Genomic DNA, 15,921 nt, shown 5'->3' on the forward strand with positions numbered 1-15,921 from the left:
ATCCTCGGCAATCTTCGTCGGCCGACGGGAGAATCGGCACGCCGCATCGCACAGTCCGGCCACTGCAACGGCCCTATAGCATGCCACCGGCGGCCAGGCGAAGCAGGCCAGAAGTAGCATGGTGGCTTGGCCGATGCGTGCTTGAGGCGATTGCGACCGCCGGCAGGGAATATGAAATCCGTTCCGCGGTTTGCCATGGTGCGACCCCCGAACGATCGTCGTGCGTTCACAGAACTGTCATGGCGGTTCGCCGGGTTTGCTGGACTGGCATTTGGTCGCAACCGGGTAGATTCGCGGCGTTCCGCGTCTAACTGGAGTTATCGGATGTCGACCGGAGGAACACACATGCCGACCGCCTTGCTCAACCGCCGCGCACTTCTGGCCGCCGGTGGTTCCGTCCTTGCCAGCTCCGTGCTGGCAACCGGCGTGTCCGTAGCGCCCGGATTCGTGGTGCCGGCGCGCGCGCAAGGTCTCGCACCGACCCAAACGATGCGGGGCGGAGCAAATAACTACATCAAGGGTGCGGCGATCGTCGATCGGATCGGCAAGGGCGGCTTCTGGATGAGCGGCACGGTGCGCCGGGCCGGCGACGGGGCGCCGCTGGCCGGGCAGCGGATCCAGATCTGGGCGCACACGGTCGAAGGCCAGGAGCACGAGCCGCAAAGCCACGGCGCCACCCTCACTGACAAGAACGGGGTGTTCCGGCTGGAGATGCCGCAGATCGTTCCGATCTTCGGCCAGCCGCACGGCCACCTCGCCTATGACAGCGGTGAGTTCAAGACCGTGTTCCTGCGTCCGCTCATGCGCAGCGCCAAGGACAAGAGCCTCGAAGCGCATTTCGTGTTGGAACCGGTCTGAGTCGGCCTGAGCGGGTCGGACGCCGCGCATGAGGCTGGTCCGCGCGACCCTGATCTGGGCGGTCGTGCTCGCGGCCATTCTTGTCCCGCTCGCGCTCGCGGGGACCAGCGAACTGCTCGCCTATCGCGGTCCGGTCTATATCCTTGCCTGCTTTGCGGGGATCGTTGCGCTGGCTCTGGTGCTGGTTCAGCCTTTGCTGATCGCCGGATATTTGCCGGGCCTGTCGGGTTATCTCGGACGGCGTGCCCATGTCTGGATCGGCGGCGCGCTGGTTGCAGCGGTCGCGGTCCATGTCGGCGGCCTCTGGATCGCGAATCCGCCGGACATGGTCGACGCGCTGCTGTTGATGTCGCCGACGCTGTTCTCTCCCTTCGGCGTGATCGCGATGTGGACGATCTTCGCGACAGCGCTGATGGCTGCGTTCCGCCGCCGCTTGGGACTCGCGCCGCGAACGTGGCGCACCGCGCATATGTCTCTGGCGGTTGTCATCGTTATCGGCAGCGTGGCGCACAGCCTGCTCATCGAGGGGACGATGGAGACGATGTCGAAAGCCGTGCTTTGCGCTCTGGTTGCCGGCGCGGCAGCGAAAGTCATCGCGGATAGGGTGTGGCGAAAGCGGGCGCCGGTACGCCAAGTGAGCCCGGCGCGTTCGCGTTAGCGGTCTCGCGCGCTGCGTTGAGGCAACACGCGCATTCGTCATTGCGAGGACTGCGAGGCGAAGCCGAAGCAGGACGAGGCAATCCAATCTGTTGCAAAAGGGATTGCTTCGCCTGACGGCTCGCAATGACGGCGACCGCAAATGCGGGCGTCACCCGCCTCAGAGCGCGTCGAGTGCCGCGTTCAGCGTGGCGCTCGGCCGCATCGCCGCCGACGTCTTGGCGTTGTCCGGCAGATAATAACCGCCGGTATCGACCGGCTTGCCCTGCGCTGCGATCAATTCGGCATTGATCTTGGCCTCGTTCTTCTCGAGCGTCTCGGCCAGCGGCTTGAAGCGGGCGGCGAGGGCGGAGCTGTTGTCGCGCCGCGCCAGCGCCTTGGCCCAATAAAGCGCCAGGTAGAAATGGCTGCCGCGGTTATCCAACTCGCCCACGGCGCGCGCCGGCGAGCGATTATGCTCGAGAATCTCGCCATTGGCTTCGTCGAGGGTCTCGGCGAGGACCTTCACGTCCTCGTTGCCGCTGACCTGCGCCAGATGCTCAAGCGAGGCACCCAGCGCCAGGAATTCGCCGAGCGAATCCCAGCGCAGATAACCTTCGCCCTTGAACTGTTCGACATGCTTGGGAGCGGAGCCGCCGGCGCCGGTCTCGAACAGCCCGCCGCCCTGGAGCAGCGGCACGATCGACAGCATCTTGGCGGAAGTACCGAGCTCCATGATCGGGAACAGGTCGGTCAGGTAATCGCGCAGCACGTTGCCGGTGACCGAGATGGTGTCCAGGCCCTTGCGGATGCGTTCGAGCGAGAATTTGATGGCCTCGACCGGCGGCATGATGCGGATGTCGAGTCCTGACGTGTCCTCGTTCTTGAGGTACTTCTCGACCTTGGCAATGAGTTGGGCGTCGTGCGCGCGGTTCTTGTCGAGCCAGAACACTGCGGGCGTGTTGGTGAGCCGCGCGCGGCGCACGCCAAGCTTGACCCAATCCTGGATCGGCGCGTCCTTGACCTGGCACATGCGGAAGATGTCGCCGGTCTCGACCTTCTGGGACATCAGCACCGTGCCGTCCGCCGCAACCACGTTGACCGTGCCGTCCGCGGGGATGCGGAAGGTCTTGTCGTGCGAGCCGTATTCCTCCGCCGCCTGCGCCATCAGGCCGACATTCGGCACGGTCCCCATCGTCTTCGGATCGAACGCTCCGTTGGCCTTGCAGTCGTCGATGACGGCCTGAAACAACGTCGAATAGCAGCGATCGGGAATCGCGGCGATGACGTCGTGCAGTTTGCCGTCGGCCCCCCACATCTTGCCGGACTCGCGGATCATCGCCGGCATCGAAGCGTCGATGATCACGTCGCTCGGCACGTGCAGATTGGTGATGCCCTTGTCCGAATTGACCATCGCGAGGCCGGGGCGCTTTTTGTATTCGGCGTCGATGTCCGCCTTGATCGCAGCCTTCTCGGTGTCGGGCAGGGTTTCGATCTTGGCCAGCATTTCGCCGAAGCCTGTGTCGGGATTGACACCGAGCTTGGCCAGCGTGGCGCCATGCTTCTCGAACACGTCGGCGAAGAACACCTTGATGCAATGACCGAACAGGATCGGATCGGAGATCTTCATCATCGTGGTCTTGACGTGCAGCGAGAACAGGATGCCATCCTTCTTCGCCGCTTCGATCGCATCGGCGTAGAATGCGTCCAACGCCTTGGCGTTCATCACCGCGCAATCGATGACCTCGCCGGCCTGAACCGGCACCTTCTCCTTCAGCACGGTCGTCTTGCCGCCAGCCTCGACCAACTCGATGCGGGCGTTGGTCGCTGCCGCAACGGTGGTCGCGACTTCCGAACCGTAGAAATCCTTGCCGGTCATGTGCGCGACGCGGGTCTTTGAGTCCTTGCTCCACGCACCCATCTTGTGCGGATGGCTGCGCGCATAGGCCTTCACAGCGCCGGCGGCGCGGCGGTCGGAGTTGCCTTCGCGCAGGACCGGGTTGACGGCGCTGCCCAGGACCTTGCCGTAGCGGGCCTTGATGTCCTTCTCGGCGTCGGTTGTGGGATTCTCGGGATAATCGGGAACCGCATAGCCCTTGCTCTGTAATTCCTTGATCGCGGCCTTGAGCTGCGGGATCGACGCGGAAATATTGGGCAGCTTGATGATGTTCGCTTCCGGCTTGACCGCGAGCTTGCCGAGTTCGGCCAGTTCGTCGTTGATCTTCTGTTCCGGCTTCAGCTTGTCGGGGAAGTTGGCGATGATCCGACCGGTCAGCGATATGTCCTTCAGCTTCATCTTGACGCCGGCCGTGGCCACGAATGCCTCGACGATCGGCAGGAGGGAATAGGTCGCAAGCGCCGGGGCTTCATCGACTTTTGTCCACACAATTTCGAGATCTGGCATGCTCGCACCTTTAGGTCGCCATACGTGTTGGGCCGACCGGAAACTGACCATCTACGGGCGGAGGGAATCTTCTCCCCCAAGCCTTCAAATGAATTGTTCTCGGCGGATACCGTCAACCGGGGATCCGACTGACGGAAGTTGGGCGCGCGCCCTATAGCATCCGGACCCCGCCGGTAAAAGCCTTGTCCGCAGGCACAGGAAACGGGCCGCCGGCCGGTCAGCCCCGCACGTACAGGGCCTGATCGGTCACCACGAAATCGATCCGGCCGTCGGTCAGCGCCCGGGCGCACTCGGCGGGCGTGTTCACGATAGGCTCCTCGTGGACGTTGAACGAGGTATTGACCAGTGCGGCAAGCCCGGTGGCGCTTTCGAATGCCGTGAGGATGTCGTGGTAGAGCGGATTGTCGGCGCGCTCGATCACCTGCGGGCGCGCCGACTGGTCGACATGCACCACCGCGGCGATCCGCTTGCGCCAGTCCGGGCGAACGTCGGTTGCGATCGTCATGTAGCGGCAGGCGCGGCGGTTCACGTTGGTGATGTCGAAAACCGCAGCTGCGCGTTCGGCGGTGGCGACCGGTGCGAACGGCATGAACTCGGATCGTGATAGCCGCTGGTTCAGGAGGTCATGGGTGTCCCGGCGGGCGGGATTGGCGAGGATGGTGCGGTTGCCTAGCGCACGGGGGCCATATTCCATCCGGCCGGTATAGATCGCGCCGAGTTGTCCGGCTTCGAGCCGCTGCACCGCGCCCGCGACCGGCGCCTCGTCGGTGCGCTTCACGTTGGGGATGCCAGCGAGGGCGGCATCGACGGTCGCAGTGAAGTCGCGGCCGAGATAGACCGGGCCGAGGTCTCGGCGATTGTCGAGCCAGGTGGCGAGGCCGTCACGGCGCAAAAGCCATGCAAGCGCTCCGCCGACCGGGAGACCATCGTCGCCCATGGCTGGGAAGACGAAGACCTCGTCGAGCCCGAATTTTTCGGCCAGCAGCCGGTTGAGCTTCACATTGGCGAATACGCCGCCCGACACGCCGATATGCTTTGCGGGATATTTGGCCAGCAGCCGCTCGAACGACAGCTGCATGGTGTCTTCCAGCACCTGCTGCACGCTCGCCGCATAATCTTCCTTGCTGAGGCCCTTGAGCAGCGCCTGCATGAAGGCGTTGATCTCGCGGTCGGAGCGGAGCGTGGAATGCACGCGCCCGTTGGCGTCGACAGAGAATTTTGCCGCGAGCTCCGCAGCGCGCACGGGCTTGCCCATGGCCGCGAGGCCGGTGACCTTCCCCTCGTGGCGCACACGCCGGAAGCCGAGCGCGCGGGTGGCGGCGCCATACATCTTGCCGAGCGAGTCTTCGACCGCGGGTGTCAGGATCGTGTCTTCGCCGCCATAGATGTCGGTCAGGGTGCCGTTGGCGAAATGCCGATGGCTGTAATGCACATTGTCGCCGCCGCCGTCGGCGGTGACGAGGAGCGCATCGTCCCAGCCGGGGCTGTAGAACAGCGCGGGCAGCGCATGCGCCTCATGGTGATTGTAGAAAAAGGATTGCGTACCGTCGCGGAAGCCCTTGTCACGCAGGAGCGCGGCAGAATCGTAGAAGCGTTCGACGTCGGCGCTGCCGTGGCGGACGATCTCGGGCATCATCTGCCGGCGCGGCTTGCCCCGCAGATGCGTGCGGTATTGCTCCTTGATCCGGTCGAATAACGAAAGGTCGCGGAAATACCGGGTCGGCATCAGGGTGCGGCTGTGGCAGACCACCTCCACATCCTTGCGGGTCGCGCCGGCGATCGAGAGCACCTCATCGATGGCGAGGTCGGGATAGGCGCCATCGCCCTTGTTGCGGGTCAGACGTTCGAGCGACACCGCGGCTTTCAGCGCGTAGCCGTCGAACAGGGCCGCCGCGGCGTCATGAGAGCCGGAGTGAACACCGAGAATGAGTTGGGACATCAGGAGGATCGACTGCCTTTAGGGCGCGCTGTTTAGCCCGATTTGGGGCAGGGGACAATCGCCCCGCCACCGAGGCGCTATATCCGGCCGTGTTGCAACCTAGCGAGATAATTGCCGACGAATTTCTGGGGTCCGACATGAGCGATCGTTTCGGTCGCCACCGCCCAGATCTCGCCGCCACAGCCCTCGACCCAGCGGCGGCAGAATGCAGTGTCTTCGCCGGCGTAAACACCGTGTTCGTTCGGCAGGGGCTGGAAGCACTGCAACAGGCCGCCTTTAAGGCCAAATTTGTCGTAGAAACCCGCCGCCGCCTGGCACCACAAATCCGGATAACGCTCCTTCATGCGCTCGAAGACGTAACGTTTGATCAACATCACGCCGGTGCCGATGTCCCGCACCCGGATGCATGGGCCGTCAATCACGAGGCTGGTACCGGGGCTGACGTCGCCGTCCTTCGTCGTGCTCCCCACGACATCCACGCCTGATGCATTGACGTATTCGATCGCCACCAGTCTGGCGATGGCCGGGTCGGCGATCTCGTCATGCAATGCGTAGAACGCATTGAGATCGAGCTGACGGAAAGGTGACATGACACCGACCACCGGCTTGTCGGCGGCTATCATTTTTTCAATCAGCGAAGGGGCGAAGCCCATATCTGCGTCGATAAACAGAAGATGGGTGAAGCTCTCGTCGTCCAGGACGATGCTCGCATAGACGGCGCGCATGAACGCCAGCAGCGACAGCGACATGAACTTTTGCTCGAAGCGAATATGCGGATGCCTGTCGCGGAAATGCGCGCGCAGCGCGATCAGCGACTCGCAATAGGCGGTGGTCAGCTCCCCGCCATAGGCCGGTGTCGCGATCAGGACTTTCATCGGCTACATCCGTTCGTGCTGCAGCTTGGTCAGGAAATTGCCGACGAACTTCTCGGTCCCGACATGAATGATGGTCTCGGTCACGACCGCCCAGACCTCGCCGCCACAGCCCTGCACCCAGCGCCGGCAGAACGACGTGTCCTCGCCGCAATAATGGCCATGCTCGTCGGGCATCGGCTCGAAGCATTGCAGGACGCCGCCTGTCAGGCCGAACTTGCCATAGGTATGTTCGACCGCCTCACACCATAATTGCGGATAGCTCGCCTTGATCCTGTCGAAGACGTCGCGCCTGACCAGCATGATGCCGGCGCCGACATCGCGAACGCGGACGCAGCGGCCGTCGATCACCAGATTGCTGGCGGAGCGGGGCTCGCCGTTTCCGGACGCGCCATCGACGAGTTCGACCGAGCCGGCATAGTCGATTGCCACCAGCCGGGCGACGGCGGGGTCCGCAATCTCGCGATGCAACGCATAGAATGTCGCAAGGTCAAAGCGGCGATGCGGATAGATCGCGCCGACCACCGGCTTGTCGGCAGCTATCATGTGTTCGATCAGCGAAGGGGCGAAGCCCATATCGGCATCGACGAACAGAAGATGAGTGAAGCTCTCGTCCTGCATGATCAGGTTCGCATAGACGTTGCGCATGAAGGGCAGCAGCGAAAGCGACAGGAACTTGTGTTCGAACCGGATATGCGGGTGCTTGTCCGCAAAGTGGTCGATCAGTGCGGTCACGGCTTCGCAATAGGTCGTGGTCACCTTGCCGCCATAGGCCGGTGTCGCCAGCAATATCTTCATGGCCGCTACTGTCCCGAATCCGAAGTCTGCGTCAATCGGCGCCCCTGCGGCGGTCATGCCACGATCGCTGTCGCGCGCGGGCAAATCCGGTAGCCACCGTCGCCGGTCGCGCGATATAGAGCGCGCGGAGGACTGCCAATGCCGGGCGCGGGTACGGACAAGACCAGGAACTGGGTGGCGGAGCCTGCACCGGTGATGATTCTTGTCGAGTCGCAGCTCGGCCAGAATATCGGCGCCGCCGCCCGCGCCATGGCGAATTTCGGCCTGTCGGAGCTGCGTCTCGTCAATCCGCGCTGCGGCTGGCCGAGCCGGGAGGCGGCGATCATGGCGGCCGGCGCCGACCGGGTCCTGGACGCTGCAACGGTTTACGAAACCCTCGCTGACGCGATTGCCGATTGCAATTTCGTGATCGCCGCGACGGCGCGTTCGCACGATCAGGCCAAGCCGGTCATTGCCGCGGATGAGGCCGCGCGGCTCGCGCGTCCCCGCATTGCCGCGGGCGAGAAGGTGGCGCTTGTCTTCGGCCGGGAGCGCAACGGCCTAGAAAACGACGAGGTCGGCCTCGCCGATGCGATCCTGACGCTGCCGGTCAACCCGGCCTTCGCGTCGCTCAATCTGGCGCAGGCGGTCGTGATCGCGGGGTACGAATGGTTCAAGCTGAGCACGGCCGGCGATCTGCCATTTGCAACGCCAGAGAAGTCGCCGCCGGCGCCGAAGCAGCAATTGCTCGCCTTCTTCAACGATCTCGAACGCGAACTGGAGCGCATCGAATATTTCCGGCCGCATGAGAAACGCGGCACCATGACCGTGAACATGCGCAACATCTTCACACGCATGCAGCCGACCCAGCAGGACATCCGCACGCTGCATGGTGTTGTCATGGCGCTGGTCGAGGGCCGCAAGGGTCCAGCGCGCGGCGGCCTGCTCGACGGACCGGAAGCCGAGATGCTGCGCAACCTTCTTGCCCAACACGGCAAGGCGGAAATCGTGCGTTCGGACTCGCCGGTGCGCGGGCTGGCGCGACTCCTGCGCCGCAATCCGACCGACGCGGAGCGGGCGCTGTGGACCGCGATGACCGGCGACCGGCGTTTCGCCGAGCTTGGCTTCAAGCGGCAGACGCCGATCGGACCGCATGTCGCCGACCTGGTGTCGTTCCCACTCCGCATCGTGGTCGATGTGGTGCCGGACAGCGAGGATGCGAAAGCAGCCGAAGCGCGGCGGCAGAAACTCGACTGGATGCGCGAGCGCGATTACCGGATCGTCGAAGTGAGGGCGGACGCGGTCATGGCGGATGTGGACGCGGTGCTCGACCGCATCCTCGCGGTCACCGCGCTAGAGCCGCCGGACGGTGGGACGACGTGACGCGCTATCGGTTCAACACCTTAAGCTGAGCGGCGGTCCCGGCGCGCAGGAAGATGAGGTCGCTGCCCACTGTCAGGAATTTGAACCCGGCTGCCGCCTTTTCCAATGCGCGCTCGGCATCGCGGCAGAACAGCCCTGGGATTTTCTTGTGGCGGTCGCAGGCGGCGAGCACTTGCTCTAGCGCCTTGTCGACCGCCGCCGAATGCGGGTCGAGCGTCGCGCCGTTCGAGAGGCTGAAAGAAAGATCGGCGGGGCCGACGAACAGCACGTCGATACCGGGCATCGCCGCGATCAGGTCAAGACTGTCGAGTGCGGCCCGGGTTTCGATCATCGCGAAGGTCAGGGTCGTGTCGTTGGCGTCGGCGATATAGAGCTTCTGATCCGGTACGCCTGCGATCATCGCCGCGCGATGCGCGCCGATCGAGCGTTCGCCGACTGGCGGATACTTCGCAGCCTGCACGAAAGCGTGCGCTTCGGCCTCTCCGTTGATCATCGGCGCAATGATGCCTTCGGCACCCCAGTCGAGCATGCGGCTGACCAGCGAGTTATGCCAAAGCGGCACGCGGACGACCGGAGCCGCACCAGCGAGATGCACATGTGCAACCGCCTGCAGTGCGGACGGCTCGTCCCACATGCCATGTTGCATGTCGACAACGACGGCGGCGAAGCCCTCCCGTGCAATCGCTTCGCAGATCAGCGGCTCGGGCAGGCTGCACCACGCCGAATAGACGGTTTCGCCTGCGCGCAGGCGGCGGGCAAGCGTGAAGGCGGGGGAGGACATGTCTGGTTTCCCGGCGGGGGCCGCTACAGCTTGGCGATCGCGACCTGATAATCGTTGTGGACCATACGATACTGGCCCTCGATCGACGCCAGGAAGGCATCGACGCCGGGCTTCGGATTGTCCATCGGGTCGGGCATCTCGGCCCATAGATAATCGTCCAAGATCACAAGCCCGCCCGGCGCCATCAGCGGCCAGGTCAGCGCGCTGTCGGCATAGACTTCACGCGCCCGATGGCCGCCATCGATATAGGCGATGTCGAAGCGGCGATCGGCGAGGCCGAGCTGGATCAGGCCGTCCACTGACGGCGCCTTGAGCTTTTCAAGGCGCCCGGAGAAGGCGCCGGTATTGGCGTCGAAACGCGATTCGACGCCAGCCAGCATCTCGGCTTCTTCCGCGGTTCGCGCGGCCGCCTCCTGGTGTTCCTGGCCGCCGGCGAAGGTGTCGATGCAGGTCAATTTCACCTGCGGCAGATAATTCAGGAAGAAGATCGCCGAGCGGCCTTCCCAGGAGCCGATTTCGAGCATCCGCGCCGGACGGTCGCGAAACGGTGCAAGCAACGTCATCCAGTTCGGGAAATGCCACGACGTCCAGTCGGTGCGAAACTGCTTCCCGTCATACCAGCGGGCGGTCTCCTCGATGGAGACCGGTGAGAGCGAATGAGATGCCTGCATGACGATTGTAATGCTCTATGTGCCGGCCTGAATCTGCCTGACGGCTTCCGCCAGCAATTCCGTCATCTTGGCGCGGACCTGACCCTCTGTCACGCCCTTGGCGGCGAGATCCGCGACAACCTTGCGCACCACATCATCGTCGCCGGGTTCGTCGAAGTCTGCGGCGACGACTTCTTTGGCATAGGCGGCGGCCTCGTCGGCGGTCTTGCCGAGTTCGGCGGCGGCCCACAGGCCGAGCAGCTTGTTGCGGCGGGCCGTGGCCTTGAATTTCAACTCCTCATCATGCGCAAACTTCTTCTCGAAGCCTTCTTCGCGCTTGTCGAACGTCGTCATCGATTCCTCACTGCCAGTTGGTATCGCGGGACATAGGGTGCAGGCGCCGCCGGATCAACGGAACTCAGCAATTGTGGTTCACCAGGTAGCGGATATCGTACAGCGTGCCTTCCATTCGCCCGCCGGCCGAAGCGGCGGCAGAGATGCCGACCACTTCCAAAAGCGCTGCATACCGGCCCCGATCGTGCGAAGTCCAGTATAGCGGGCCAGGCCGTGCGAAGTGAAGGATTGCCTCCCGCACCGCAGACCGGAAGCTCGGCTGGCTTGCATATCGGCCGAATCGCGTCAAGGCGAGGCCGATTCGATGGTGCGGCGACATTGCCGTGTGGATGCGCGCCCCTATCTGATTTGTGCTTCTGATCCCAATCGGCTAGGTTCGCGGCGACTGGAACGGCCGCGCCGCGCTCGCCGCAGGTCGTGCCGTTCGCCTCCGCCGCGGACTTCAAGAACACCAACAGGAACCCCGGCATTCGATGGACTTCCACAACACACGGTATATTCCGATGAGCCGCCGTCGCCGCATCTATGAAGGCAAAGCCAAAGTCCTGTACGAGGGCCCGGAGCCGGGCACCCTCATCCAGCATTTCAAGGACGACGCCACCGCCTTCAATGCCAAGAAACATGAAGTGATCGAAGGCAAGGGCGTGCTGAACAACCGGATTTCGGAATATATTTTCCAGAATCTGAACGATATCGGCGTGCCGACCCACTTCATCCGCCGGCTCAACATGCGTGAGCAGCTCATCCGCGAGGTGGAAATCATTCCGCTCGAGGTGGTGGTGCGCAACGTTGCCGCAGGCTCGCTGTCGACCCGACTCGGCATCGAGGAGGGGACGCAGCTTCCGCGCTCGATCATCGAGTTTTATTACAAGAACGATCAGCTCGGCGATCCGATGGTGTCGGAAGAGCACATCACTGCGTTTGGCTGGGCCAATCCGCAGGAGATCGACGACATCATGGCGCTCGCCATTCGCGTCAACGATTTCCTGTCCGGCCTGTTCCTCGGAGTCGGCATCCGTCTGGTCGACTTCAAGATGGAATGCGGGCGGCTGTGGGAAAACGACATGATGCGGATCGTCGTCGCCGACGAGATCTCGCCGGATTCATGCCGGCTGTGGGACATCAAGTCGAACGAGAAGCTCGACAAGGACCGCTTCCGCCGCGATCTCGGCGGGCTGCTGGAGGCCTATACCGAGGTCGCCAAGCGTCTCGGCATCATGAATGAGGGCGAGCCGCCGCGCGGCACGGGTCCGGTCCTCGTCAAGGGCTGAGGCATGTCGCGCTACGACCGGATTGAAACGGGAGCCGTCGGCTCCCGTTTCCATGTCAGGCGCATGCTGACGGGCGGATGTGTTGCGGCGATCATTCTGCTCGGACGCACATTCGCATTCGGTGCGGAATACGCAGATTCAGTGGGCACATTCACGCTGCCCTATGACGAGACCCTGTGGAGCATTACCGGAGACGGGGACGGCGATTTCTCGGTCGCGTGCCGACCCGAAGCCTGCCGCGGTGTGGTCGCCGCATGTTCCGGCAGCAGGGTCTGGGTGCCGGTGGCGTCGGTCCGCCGCCTGATATCGGGATTCGACGCCGAGGACACCGCGCGTGCGGTTATTGAAGGCTTGGCCGCGGAGAAGGCTTCCAGCGAGAAGGAGCGCGCGCAATCAGGCGCCGCAAGCGATGCCGCGGATGTCCCGCCGGAGGCAGTGAAGCCTTATACGCTTGCCCGGACCCGCAGCGGCCACCCGTTCTACGAGTCCGAATACCGGGTCTCGTTCAACGGCCGGGTGACCCGTTTCCTGTCGTTTTCCACGGGCGCGCGCAGCCATTCGATTGCCATCGTCTGCCATGTCCCGGAGGACCAACTCGCGACATGGCGTCCCCATTTCGACGCATTGATAGGCGGCTTCAAGCCTGCGCCGGACCCGTTTTGGCTGCGCTGGCTCGCCTATATCGGGCTGTGACGGCGGCATAGGCGCATTGAGGGGGACCGCGAAGGGTGCTAGGTCGAAACCTCAACCGGCCCCGAATCTGCGATTGTCCTCATGAAAGCGCGCGTCACCGTCACCTTGAAATCGGGCATTCTCGATCCTCAGGGCAAGGCGATCGAGGGAGCCCTGAAATCGCTGGGCGTGTCGGGAGTCGCCAGCGTCCGCCAAGGCAAGGTGTTCGATATCGAACTCGAGGGCACCGACAAGGCTGCGGCCGAAGCCGCGCTGAAAAATGCGGCGGACAAGCTCCTGGCGAATACGGTGATCGAGAATTATCGCATCGAGGTCCTCTGAACCCATATCAGCGCCATGAAATCCGCCGTCCTCGTCTTCCCCGGAATCAATCGCGAGCGCGACATGGCGCGTACGCTGAAACTCGTCTCCGGCGTCGAACCGGCGATGGTCTGGCACGCCGAGACTGAACTGCCCGCGGGCACCGATCTGGTCGTGGTGCCGGGCGGCTTTTCCTATGGCGATTATCTGCGCTGCGGCGCGATCGCGGCGCGGGCGCCGATCATGGATGCCGTGCGCGCCTTCGCGGCGAAGGGCGGGCTGGTGCTCGGCGTCTGCAACGGCTTCCAGATTCTGTGCGAGTCCGGCCTCCTGCCCGGCGTCCTGATGCGCAACGCGCAACTGAAATTCATTTGCCGCGACGTGCATCTCAAGGTCGAGCGGTCGGATACGCCGTTCACCCGCGGTTACAATGCGGGGCAGGTGATCCGCGTCCCGGTCGCGCATGGCGAAGGCAACTGGATCGCCGATGCGCAGACCGTTCAGCGGATCGAGGACGAGGGGCGGGTGCTGTTTCGATATTGCGCGCCGGATGGTTCGCTCGATCCGCAGGCCAACATCAACGGTGCGATCAATGCCATCGCCGGGATCCTCAACGAGGGCGGCAATGTCGCCGGCATGATGCCGCATCCGGAAAACCATGTCGAAAGTATCATTGGCTGCACCCACGGCCGCGGCCTGTTCGCAGGCCTCGTGGACCAGTTTCGCCAGGCGGCGTGAACGCCGCGATCTGACCAGGCGGCGTGAGCCGCTGCGGGTAGACAAGGTGACGTGAGGTTGCGGCGCAGGGGAGGGAGTGCGAATGACCGACACAGCCCCGATAACGCAAGGCCCCAAGCCGGCCGCCATCTGGAAACGGGTCGTCGCCTCTATTCTGGATTTTCTGACGGTGTTTCTGGTCGGCGGCTATGTCATCGGCGTCTTGACCGGCAACACCACGTCCGAAGGTTTTCAGCTGTCGGGCTGGCCGGCGCTGGTGCTGTTCGCCATCATTGTTGTCTATTTCTATGTCGGCCGTCGTCGCCTTGGCGGCACCTTGTGGGACCGCATTTTCGCAATATCTCGCCCGCAGCCGACGTGACTTCCCGGTCCGTCACGGCACTCATGCTCACAATCAGACCGGATCCCCGCGGTCAGGCGGCGTTGATCTCTTTCAGGAGCGTACTCACCTCCTGCTCCAGCCGCACCGCCTGATCCTTCAGCGATCCGACGACATTGGATGCCGATTGGCTCGCCTCGTGGGTGCGCCTGATGCCATCGTTGATGCCGATCACCCCGCGTGAGAGGGCCTCCACGTTCTGCGCCGAGACGGTGACGCCGCCGCTGATTTCGTGGGTCGCGGCGTTCTGCTGGCGCACCGCTTCGGTGATCGCGCCGACCGCCTGGTTGAGGTCTGCGATTGCCGCATCGAATGTCTGGATGACGCCGACGGCGTCGCGCGCGGCGCTCTGCACCGTCGCGATCTGCCGCTGGATGTCGCCGGTTGCGGTCGAGGTTTGCTGGGCCAGCGTTTTGACTTCGCCCGCCACCACGCTGAAACCGCGCCCGGCGTCGCCGGCGCGCGCGGATTCGATAGTGGCATTCAACGCCAGCAGGTTGGTCTGTTCGGCGATGGCGTTGATCAGCGCCACCACCTCGCCGATCTTGGTGACCGCGCCATCCAGCTGATCCACGGTGTGAGAGGCTGTCTCCGCATTGCGTGCGGCCGCGGCCGCGGTTGCCGATGAGCGCGCGGTTTGCTGAAAGATGGCGGACGCGGTCGCCTGCAATTGTTCTGTTGCCGTCGCGATCGATTGTGCATTGGCCGCAGCGACATTCGCGGAGCCAGCCAGGATTTGAGATTCCCGGGTCGAGGTGGCGGCGAGCGCCCGGAGTGCATCCGCCACCTCCACCACCTGTGCGATCGAGCGATGCAGGTTGGCGATGCAATCGCGGATCGCCTGTTCGAACCGTCCGGTCGCACGCTGGACGCGCTCCGCGCGCGCGATGCGCTGCAGGTCGTTTTGATGCTCACGTTCCTGGATCGCGCGCATCTGGTTCAGGCTATGCCGGAAATTCTCGGTCGAGCGAGCGATAGAGCCGATTTCGTCGCCCCGAGCGGTTTCGCTGATCGGCCGTTCCAGATCGCCCTGGGCCATCCGGTCGAGGCTCATCCTAAGCGCGCTGAGCGGCCGCAGGATGGTGCGGGAGGCGACCACCCAGGCTGCAATCAACGCCGCGATCAGCCCGAGCCCGCCGATCAGAAACAGTAGCGTGATCGCGCTACGCTGGTAGTCGGCAATCTCGCTCATCACCCGGCGGACATCATCCTCGCCGTAAAGGTCGCCGATTGTTTGAAGATGAGCGTTCAATTGCTGACGATCGTTGCGATTGGTTTCGCCGACCTCACGGGCCGCGTCCGGACCCTTTTCAAAGGCGGTAGCGACGAGGTTGCGGCGAAGGTCGGAAAAGGTCTTCAGGCTGTCGGCCAACGCTTCGATTTGCTGACGACGCTCCGGGGTCGCGATCGCGCGCCATTGCGTCATCGTATGGTCGATCTGGTCGAGATGGCGGATCAGCCCGTCGGCGAAATACCGGATTTCGGCCGGATCGCGGGCGGCGTAGATCCCGCGCGAATCCATCACCACCATGGCGACGAGCCGGTTGACGCGCTCTGCGTAGACCGCTTTCAGGGCCGCCTTTTGCAGGAGCTCGGTCCGGGAGCGCAGGCCGTCCATCGACAGGATAGCGGCGCCCACCAAGGCGGCCGCGACCAGACCAAGGCCCATGACGGTCGCGACCACGCGCGCCGAAATCGAATTGTGGAAAGCCTGCATGGGGCTAGTCTTTCAGAGTCCGCAGCGGAGTTCCAACCTCGCTGATTCCAGCACTTTCCACAACTTTGTCGTGGTATTTACTGTGGACCCTCGGCACCGGCGGCGGTGGCGTTCCGTATTCTGCCCCTGTATGGGATTGCCGTGCCGCCGCATCCGGCGCTGTCCCGCG

Annotated in this window: 16 protein-coding genes; 8 read left to right on the forward strand and 8 right to left on the reverse strand. The window is 63.8% G+C overall.

Annotated elements, in window-relative coordinates:
* Positions 1-345: 345 nt before the first annotated feature.
* Together AC5I5I_RS15175 and AC5I5I_RS15180 are read left to right on the forward strand one after the other, a co-directional pair.
* Complete coding sequence (locus AC5I5I_RS15175) at positions 346-858, forward strand: peptidase associated/transthyretin-like domain-containing protein (RefSeq protein WP_495974452.1); 513 nt, start codon at positions 346-348, stop codon at positions 856-858.
* 28 nt (positions 859-886) lie between these two features.
* Positions 887-1,516: a ferric reductase-like transmembrane domain-containing protein gene (locus AC5I5I_RS15180; RefSeq protein WP_495974454.1), complete on the forward strand. Its 630-nt coding sequence runs from the start codon at positions 887-889 to the stop codon at positions 1,514-1,516.
* 159 nt (positions 1,517-1,675) lie between these two features.
* On the opposite strand, the gene AC5I5I_RS15185 is transcribed toward AC5I5I_RS15180, so the two are convergent.
* From AC5I5I_RS15185 to AC5I5I_RS15200, 4 genes are all read right to left on the reverse strand, one after another.
* On the reverse strand, positions 1,676-3,898 hold the full coding sequence (locus AC5I5I_RS15185; RefSeq protein WP_495974456.1) for an NADP-dependent isocitrate dehydrogenase: 2,223 nt from the start codon (positions 3,896-3,898) through the stop codon (positions 1,676-1,678).
* 217 nt (positions 3,899-4,115) lie between these two features.
* A complete protein-coding gene (locus AC5I5I_RS15190; RefSeq protein ID WP_495974458.1) occupies positions 4,116-5,837 on the reverse strand; it encodes a carbamoyltransferase C-terminal domain-containing protein in 1,722 nt (573 codons plus the stop codon).
* A 77-nt stretch (positions 5,838-5,914) separates the two neighbouring features.
* Positions 5,915-6,712: a hypothetical protein gene (locus AC5I5I_RS15195; RefSeq protein WP_495974460.1), complete on the reverse strand. Its 798-nt coding sequence runs from the start codon at positions 6,710-6,712 to the stop codon at positions 5,915-5,917.
* Positions 6,713-6,715: 3 nt separating this feature from the next.
* The gene (locus AC5I5I_RS15200; RefSeq protein ID WP_495758421.1) at positions 6,716-7,507 is read right to left on the reverse strand and encodes a hypothetical protein; all 792 of its coding nucleotides are present in this window, start codon (positions 7,505-7,507) and stop codon (positions 6,716-6,718) included.
* Between the two features lie 138 nt (positions 7,508-7,645).
* On the opposite strand from AC5I5I_RS15200, the gene AC5I5I_RS15205 reads away from it, so the two are divergent.
* The gene (locus AC5I5I_RS15205) at positions 7,646-8,869 is read left to right on the forward strand and encodes a TrmJ/YjtD family RNA methyltransferase (RefSeq protein ID WP_495974462.1); all 1,224 of its coding nucleotides are present in this window, start codon (positions 7,646-7,648) and stop codon (positions 8,867-8,869) included.
* 4 nt (positions 8,870-8,873) lie between these two features.
* On the opposite strand, the gene AC5I5I_RS15210 is transcribed toward AC5I5I_RS15205, so the two are convergent.
* From AC5I5I_RS15210 to AC5I5I_RS15220, 3 genes are read right to left on the reverse strand one after another with little or no spacing between them, the layout of a single operon-like run.
* Complete coding sequence (locus tag AC5I5I_RS15210) at positions 8,874-9,650, reverse strand: HpcH/HpaI aldolase family protein (protein ID WP_495974464.1); 777 nt, start codon at positions 9,648-9,650, stop codon at positions 8,874-8,876.
* 23 nt (positions 9,651-9,673) lie between these two features.
* Positions 9,674-10,321: a class I SAM-dependent methyltransferase gene (locus AC5I5I_RS15215; RefSeq protein WP_495974466.1), complete on the reverse strand. Its 648-nt coding sequence runs from the start codon at positions 10,319-10,321 to the stop codon at positions 9,674-9,676.
* A 15-nt stretch (positions 10,322-10,336) separates the two neighbouring features.
* Entirely contained in the window at positions 10,337-10,654 is a 318-nt protein-coding gene (locus AC5I5I_RS15220; RefSeq protein WP_495974468.1) for a DUF1476 domain-containing protein, read from the reverse strand.
* 503 nt (positions 10,655-11,157) lie between these two features.
* On the opposite strand from AC5I5I_RS15220, the gene purC reads away from it, so the two are divergent.
* From purC to AC5I5I_RS15245, 5 genes are all read left to right on the forward strand, one after another.
* A complete protein-coding gene (gene purC / locus AC5I5I_RS15225; protein WP_495974470.1) occupies positions 11,158-11,925 on the forward strand; it encodes a phosphoribosylaminoimidazolesuccinocarboxamide synthase in 768 nt (255 codons plus the stop codon).
* A gap of 3 nt (positions 11,926-11,928) precedes the next feature.
* Positions 11,929-12,618: a hypothetical protein gene (locus AC5I5I_RS15230; RefSeq protein WP_495974472.1), complete on the forward strand. Its 690-nt coding sequence runs from the start codon at positions 11,929-11,931 to the stop codon at positions 12,616-12,618.
* 81 nt (positions 12,619-12,699) lie between these two features.
* Positions 12,700-12,939: a phosphoribosylformylglycinamidine synthase subunit PurS gene (purS, locus tag AC5I5I_RS15235; protein ID WP_495974474.1), complete on the forward strand. Its 240-nt coding sequence runs from the start codon at positions 12,700-12,702 to the stop codon at positions 12,937-12,939.
* A 15-nt stretch (positions 12,940-12,954) separates the two neighbouring features.
* Complete coding sequence (gene purQ / locus AC5I5I_RS15240) at positions 12,955-13,656, forward strand: phosphoribosylformylglycinamidine synthase subunit PurQ (protein WP_495974476.1); 702 nt, start codon at positions 12,955-12,957, stop codon at positions 13,654-13,656.
* A gap of 82 nt (positions 13,657-13,738) precedes the next feature.
* The gene (locus tag AC5I5I_RS15245; protein WP_495974478.1) at positions 13,739-14,017 is read left to right on the forward strand and encodes a hypothetical protein; all 279 of its coding nucleotides are present in this window, start codon (positions 13,739-13,741) and stop codon (positions 14,015-14,017) included.
* 52 nt (positions 14,018-14,069) lie between these two features.
* On the opposite strand, the gene AC5I5I_RS15250 is transcribed toward AC5I5I_RS15245, so the two are convergent.
* Complete coding sequence (locus AC5I5I_RS15250) at positions 14,070-15,752, reverse strand: methyl-accepting chemotaxis protein (RefSeq protein ID WP_495974480.1); 1,683 nt, start codon at positions 15,750-15,752, stop codon at positions 14,070-14,072.
* Positions 15,753-15,921 lie beyond the last annotated feature (169 nt).

This window comes from Pseudorhodoplanes sp. (genome assembly GCF_059499825.1).